The 5,005-nt window shown below is 70.1% G+C and carries 4 protein-coding genes; 1 reads left to right on the top strand and 3 read right to left on the bottom strand.

Going from position 1 to position 5,005, the window contains the following annotated elements; translation table 11 throughout:
* Positions 1-110: 110 nt before the first annotated feature.
* Entirely contained in the window at positions 111-1,397 is a 1,287-nt protein-coding gene (locus RE027_RS17670) for an NAD(P)/FAD-dependent oxidoreductase (RefSeq protein ID WP_368809609.1), read from the bottom strand.
* Positions 1,398-1,821: 424 nt separating this feature from the next.
* Between RE027_RS17670 and RE027_RS17665 the strand changes: the two genes are divergently transcribed.
* Positions 1,822-4,176, top strand: a complete 2,355-nt coding sequence (locus RE027_RS17665; RefSeq protein WP_368809608.1) for an FdhF/YdeP family oxidoreductase — start codon at positions 1,822-1,824, stop codon at positions 4,174-4,176.
* Between the two features lie 192 nt (positions 4,177-4,368).
* Here RE027_RS17665 and RE027_RS17660 read toward each other — a convergent pair whose 3' ends face one another.
* Both RE027_RS17660 and RE027_RS17655 read right to left on the bottom strand, forming a co-directional pair.
* Entirely contained in the window at positions 4,369-4,692 is a 324-nt protein-coding gene (locus RE027_RS17660; RefSeq protein ID WP_368809607.1) for a DUF6457 domain-containing protein, read from the bottom strand.
* Between the two features lie 74 nt (positions 4,693-4,766).
* Positions 4,767-5,005, bottom strand: a 239-nt coding sequence (locus RE027_RS17655; RefSeq protein ID WP_368809606.1) for a MoaD/ThiS family protein, incomplete at its 5' end; no start/stop codon positions are given.

The raw sequence follows: 5,005 nt of genomic DNA, 5'->3' as shown, positions 1-5,005 counted from the left end.
ACGTAGGTGGAACCGGGCAGGGTGGAGATCAGACTCTCCGAGACAACATTGGTCGACAACTCGAACTCCTTACGACGTACTGCGGAACGGGTGGGACGGTTGGAACGGTTTCACGCCCCGGCCGGGGCGGCGGCGGTGGTGGTGGCGGCGGCGGCGGCGGCCGGGGACGCGGCGGCGACAGCGGCGGCCACGGACTGGGCCGCCTCGTGCGGCGGGGCAGGGGTGCGGGCGGCAGCGGCGATCTTCTCCAGGGTCTTGCGCCAGCGGCCGAAGAGCTTGACCTGGTTCCAGCCCAGCACCGCGACCGGTTCCTCCCCGGCGTAGTAGACGGCCAGCAGGGAGTCCTCGCCCGGGCCGCCGTGCTCGTAGACCACCCGGTCGCTGCGGGAGGCGTCTCCGGCGAACTGCAGGCGGGTGCCGTACTGGTCGGACCAGAAGTAGGGGGGCTTGACCGCCGGCAGGGTGGCCGGGTCCGCGCCCAGCAGCGCGGACACGGCCACGCCCGGGCGCTGGGCGGCCCCGGTCCAGTGCTCCACCCGGTGGTGGCGGCCGGTGACCGGCTCCCACCACGCGGCGCAGTCACCGACCGCGACGACCCCCGGGAGGCTGGTGGCCCCGACCGCGTCGCAGACCACACCGTTGCCCAGCTCGATCCCGGAGCTCTCCAGCCACCCCGTGTTGGGCGCGGCCCCGATCCCGACGAGCACGACATCGGCGGGCAGCACCCGCCCGCCGGCCAGGTGCACCGCGCTCACGGATCCGTCGGTGAGGTCGAAGTCGGTGATGTCGGCCCCGCAGATCAGCTCGACCCCGGCGCGTTCGTGCAGCCCGGCCACGACCGCCCCCAGCTGGGTGCCCAGCGGCCCGCACAGCGGGGTCGGGGACTTCTCCACCACGGTGACCTCCATGCCCAGGGCGTGGGCGGTGGAGGCGACCTCAGCGCCGATGAACCCGGCGCCGATGACGACCATGCGCCCGCCGCGGCGGACGAGCTCGCGCAGCTTGTGCGCGTCGGCGATGGTGCGCAGGGTCACCACGTTGTCCGCGCCCGCGATCGGGGGCAGGTTCCGCGGGGAGGCCCCGGTGGCGATGACCAGCGCGTCGGCGTGCACGGCGGCCCCGTCCTCCAGGTGCACCAGGCGGGTGGACGGGTCGAAGGACACCGCCCGGGTACCCAGGATCCACTCCGCCTCCAGGGCCTCGGTGTCGGTCTCCAGGGTCAGCTCCTCGATCTCGATCCGCCCGGCCAGGAAGTCCTTGGACAGCGGCGGACGGTCGTAGGGACGCTGCAGCTCATCACCGATGATCACCACACGCCCGCCGAACCCGAGGCTGCGCGCGGCCCGAGCGGCCGACAGGCCGGCCAGGGACGCACCGACAATGACGAGGGACTCCATGAAGGACCCCTTTCAGATCTACGGGAGCAAGAACAGGAACGTGGTACCGGGTGAAGACAACTGGTGACCAGCGACCTCATACTGCGCAACGTGCTTCATATTATGAGTCCAGCGTGAGGCGTCTCACATCAACATGTCAAGCATGGGGGACGACTTTTCGTATGACTGTCACATGAGGCCCGCCATTCTTGACACCCCGGGCGACGACTCGGAGAATGTTGCGCATTGTGACCGCCGTTGCACATGACGGGGTCGAGGTCCACTCCATTGTTCCCTCCGGAGCCGGGGGAGGAAGCGTCCCCGGGCACGAGGCCCGTACCTCATCCATCGTCCGTCCGCAGGGGCGCCGCCGAGCAGGACGTCCCGTGACAGCGTGCGGGGGTCCTTTCGTCACGACGCCAGCGACAGAGAAGGGGAGCACCCCATGACCCGGAACAATCCTGAAGTGCGCGAGGTCGACGAGAACGATCTCGAGGTGAGCAAGCCCAAGGACTGGGCCGGTGGGCTGCCCGCCGTGTACTACTCGATGGAGCCGGCGCTGGAGCACATGGGTCCGGGGCGGGCGGGTCGGACGCTGCTGGGGATGAACCAGCGGGGTGGTTTCGACTGCATGAGCTGTGCGTGGCCGGATCCGGGGCATCGGAGCACGTTCGAGTTCTGTGAGAACGGCGCGAAGGCGGTGACCTGGGAGGCGACTCCGGTCACGGTGGCTTCCGAGTTCTGGGCCGAGCACCCGATCAGCGAGTTGCGCGAGAAGTCCGAGTACTGGTTGGGGATGCAGGGCCGGCTCGTCGAGCCGGTGTACAAGGCTGCGGGGGAGGATCACTACCGGCCGATCGGCTGGGACGAGGCGATCGGGCGGGTGGCGGGCAAGCTCAAGAGCTTGGGCTCTGCTGACGAGGCGGCGTTCTACACCAGTGGGCGGGCCTCGAACGAGGCGGCGTTCTTGTACCAGTTGTTCGTGCGCGGGTTCGGGACGAACAATCTGCCGGATTGTTCGAACATGTGTCACGAGTCCTCCGGGTGGGGGATGGGGCAGACCATCGGGGTGGGCAAGGCCACGGTGACCTATGACGATTTCGTGAACTCGGACCTGATGATCGTGATCGGGCAGAACCCGGGGACCAATCACCCGCGGATGCTCACCGCGATGGAGCGCCAGAAGGAGAACGGCGGGCAGATCGTGGCGGTGAACCCGCTGCCGGAGGCGGGGCTGCGCCGGTTCAAGAACCCGCAGAAGCCCAAGGGCGTGATCGGCAAGGGCACGGAGCTGGCCGATCAGTTCCTGCAGATCCGCGCCGGAGGGGACATGGCCCTGTTGCAGGCGGTGTCCAAGCGGGTGCTGGCCGCCGAGGACGCGGCCCCGGGCACGGTGCTGGACCACGAGTTCCTGGAGGCCCACTGCGAGGGCCTGGAGCAGCTGCGGGCTCATCTGGCGGAGCTGGACGAGGCCACGGTGCTGGAGGCCACCGGCCTGACTGCCGAGGAGATCGATGAGCTGGCCGGGCGGTACCTGGCCGCGGAGAAGGTGATCATCACCTGGGCGATGGGGGTGACCCAGCAGAAGAACGGTGTGGCCACGATCAAGGAGATCATCAATCTGCTGCTGCTGCGCGGCAACATCGGCAAGCCCGGGGCCGGGGCGTCCCCGATCCGGGGGCACTCCAATGTGCAGGGCGACCGGACGATGGGGATCTGGGAGCAGATGCCCCCGGCGTTCCTGGACGCCCTGGGGGAGGAGTTCTCCTTCGACCCGCCCCGAGGGCACGGGGTCGATGCGGTGGAGGCGGTGCGGCAGATGCGCGACGGGAAGATCAAGCTCTTCCTGGCCCTGGGGGGGAACTTCACCGCGGCGATGTCGGACACCGCCGCGACCGAGGCGGCGATGGACGAGCTGGAGATGAACGTCCAGATCTCCACCAAGCTCAACCGCTCCCACACCGTGACCGGGGCCGAGGCGCTGATCCTGCCGACCATGGGCCGCACCGAGATCGATGTGCAGGCCTCCGGGGAGCAGTTCGTCTCGGTGGAGGACACCGTGTCCGCCGTGCACCCGTCCTGGGGCAAGGTCGCCCCGGTGTCGGAGAACCTGCTGTCGGAGATCGCGATCATCGCCCGGTTGAGCCGGGCCACGCTGGGGGAGGCGGTCGCGGCGGACTGGGAGGGTTTCGAGGCCGACTACGACACCATCCGGGAGCACATCTCCCATGTGGTGGTCGGGTGCGAGGACTACAACCGGCGGATCCGGCAGGAGGGCGGGTTCGTGCTGGCCAACGGCCCGCGGGACTCCCGCACGTTCAACACCCCGACCGGGAAGGCGCAGCTGAGTGTGAACGCCCTGGATCTGCTCGAGTGCCCGCCGGGGCGGTTGATCCTGCAGACCCTGCGCTCCCACGATCAGTTCAACACCACGATCTACGGCTACAACGACCGCTACCGGGGGATCAAGAAGGGCCGGCACGTGATCTTCGTGAACCCCCAGGACCTCGAGGAGCTGGGCTTCGAGGACGGGCAGCTGGTGGATGTGCACGGGGAGTACGTCGACGGCAAGGACCGGGTGCTGCGCAAGTGGCGCATCGTGTCCTACCCGGCGGCCCGCGGGTGCGCGGCGGCCTACTACCCCGAGGCCAACGTGCTGGTGCCCCTGGACGACACCGTCGAGGGCTCCAACACCCCGGTCTCCAAGGGCGTGATCATCCGCCTGGAACCGGCCGAGGACGGACCCGCCGGCGGCGCCGGGGAGGAGAACCAGCGCGCCGACATGCCGGCCACCGTCTGAGCCGGGCTCTGTCCCCAGGAACGACGGAACGCGACCGCCGCCCCCTGCACGAGATGGGGCGGCGGTCGCGTTCCGTCGGCCTCGAGCTCTGGGGCGAGACCGTGCGGCGCCCCTGAATTCGAGACGGGAGTGCGTTCGTGCTCCGTCGGCCTCGAGCCCAGGGGAGGCCGTGCGTCGTTCCCTGCCCGGTGCCTACTGGCCGGTGGCGGCCCATCCTGCGCTGTCCTGGCCGCCGCGGGCCCCGTCGTCCATGATGCGATCGGCGGTCTCCGCCGCGTCCCGCACCGCCTGGTCCGGGGTCTTGCCGGCACGGCTCCCGGCCGCGTCCAGTGCCGCGGCGTAGCCGACGTAGAAGGTGGTCAGCGCCCCGGCCCCGGGGGAGACCGCCCCGGAGGCCCGCTCGGCGAGCTCCAGGACCTCCCGGGTGTCCACCTTCAGGTCCAGGATCTGCAGCGCCTGGGTGAGCCGCTGGCTCCACTGATCCAGGTCGAGGGCGTCGTCGTCGTGCATGGCCATGTCGTCTCCTTCTCGGATGGGTGGGAAATCTGTTCCGGAGGTGGGTCCCGCTGCCATCTCGGACGCGGAGCGGTTCATCCGCCGGAGAAGGGTGGCAGGACGTCGAGCACCGCCTCGTGGGGGACGGGGGTGTCGGGGTCGGGGCAGGCGATTCCGTCGAGCAGGTAGCTGGAGCGGGCCAGGACCTGCGCCAGGGGTGGCTGGCCGGGGCCCGGGTGCGGGTGGGCCCGGGCGAGCAGGGCTTCCACGTCCCGGCGGGTGGTGGGCCGGTCCAGGTCCAGGGTCTCGGCCTCGGTGCCGGCCGCGGCCCGGG

This window comes from Kocuria sabuli, from assembly GCF_040981185.1.
GTDB lineage: Bacteria > Actinomycetota > Actinomycetes > Actinomycetales > Micrococcaceae > Kocuria > Kocuria sabuli.
This window is presented reverse-complemented; position numbering and strand designations above follow the sequence as displayed.

Bases quoted from the DNA above. Each gene is read 5' to 3' on its own strand.
- RE027_RS17660 (WP_368809607.1), bottom strand. From the start codon at position 4,692: ATGGCCATGCACGACGACGACGCCCTCGACCTGGATCAGTGGAGCCAG.
- RE027_RS17670 (WP_368809609.1), bottom strand. From the start codon at position 1,397: ATGGAGTCCCTCGTCATTGTCGGTGCGTCCCTGGCCGGCCTGTCGGCC.
- RE027_RS17665 (WP_368809608.1), top strand. From the start codon at position 1,822: ATGACCCGGAACAATCCTGAAGTGCGCGAGGTCGACGAGAACGATCTC.